This is a genomic window from Streptomyces azureus (assembly GCF_001270025.1).
Classification (GTDB): domain Bacteria; phylum Actinomycetota; class Actinomycetes; order Streptomycetales; family Streptomycetaceae; genus Streptomyces; species Streptomyces azureus.
Genome location: NZ_DF968466.1, coordinates 1 through 1,225 on the forward strand (window position 1 = coordinate 1; position 1,225 = coordinate 1,225).

Below are 1,225 nucleotides of genomic sequence, written 5' to 3' on the forward strand. Positions count from 1 at the left end.
TCGCGACGCCCGGCACGCCCTCTCGCCGCACCGGACGCCGCTCCTTGACGGGCAAACGTTGCCTGCCGGGGCACTAGTCCCTCAGGTTGATCAGCAGGTCCAGTCCTGGTCCAGGTCGAGTCCGCCCTCCCGGGGCTGCGTGAACGAGAACCAGTTGCCGGAGTCGTCGCGGAACAGCGCCTCCGTGCCGTACGGGCGCTCCTGCGGCTCCTGGAGGAACTCCACGCCCCGGTCCTTGAGCTTCTTGTAGTCGCCGTGGATGTCGTCGGTGGTCAGCACGCCCGCGCCGAGCGCGCCCTTCGTCACCAGCTTCCGGAGCATCTCGGCGGACTCGGGGTCCATCGCGGGCCCGCCGGGCACCATGAGCGTGAGCTCGACGTCGGGCTGGTCGGGCGAGCCGACGGTGAGCCAGCGCATGCCGCCCTCGCCCATGGTCATGTCCGTACGGACCTCCAGGCCCAGTTTCTCCGTGTAGAACTCCTTGGCCCGCTCCTGGTCGAGGACCCAGACGGTCGAGATGGCGAGACCCTTGATCATGGCGTGCTCCTGCTGGTCGGCGGCCGGCTCGTGCCTGCCCTGCCACCGTAGGCACCGGGGGTGTCAGCCCGCTTCTCCGGAATTGCGCTGCTTGCCGGAGCCGGCGCTTGCGCCGGGTGCCGATCGGAAACCGCCGGCCCACAGCATGGCGTAGCAGCCCGGTATGAGGGCCGCTCCGCGCCCCACGTGCTTCGTCCGGTACTCGCTGGGTGACAGGCCGGTCCACGCCTTGAAGCGGGCCGAGAACGTGCCGACGCTGCTGAAGCCGACCAGGTGGCAGATCTCCGTCACCGACAGGTTGGCGGTGCGCAGCAGGTCCTCGGCGCGTTCTATGCGGCGGTGCGTGAGGTACTGCCAGGGGGTCTCGCCGTACGCCTCCTTGAAGGCGCGGATGAAGTGATACCGCGAGTACCCGGCGTGCGCGGCCACGGCGCCCAGGTCCAGCTCCGGATCGGCCCAGTCCCGGTCCATGGCGTCCTTGGCCAGGCGCACCTGCCGCATCTTGTCCATGGATCCGATGGTGGCACGGGGGTATGACAAGTCAGGACGTGCACGAACACGTGAGGGCCTGTGCGGCCGCATGGCCGCATGGCCGCATGACGAAGGCCCCCAGGGCTGACGGCGGTTTCTAGGGATCGTCGCAACACATGATCGGTTAGGTCAGACGGCGAGCAGTTTATGCAGACGC

2 protein-coding genes are annotated in these 1,225 nt (G+C 68.7%); both read right to left on the reverse strand.

From position 1 onward, the window contains the following. Positions 1-90 precede the first annotated feature (90 nt). A complete protein-coding gene (locus AOQ53_RS35840; RefSeq protein ID WP_059423815.1) occupies positions 91-537 on the reverse strand; it encodes a VOC family protein in 447 nt (148 codons plus the stop codon). A gap of 63 nt (positions 538-600) precedes the next feature. Continuing rightward, the gene (locus AOQ53_RS35845) at positions 601-1,038 is read right to left on the reverse strand and encodes a helix-turn-helix transcriptional regulator (RefSeq protein WP_059423816.1); all 438 of its coding nucleotides are present in this window, start codon (positions 1,036-1,038) and stop codon (positions 601-603) included. Positions 1,039-1,225 lie beyond the last annotated feature (187 nt).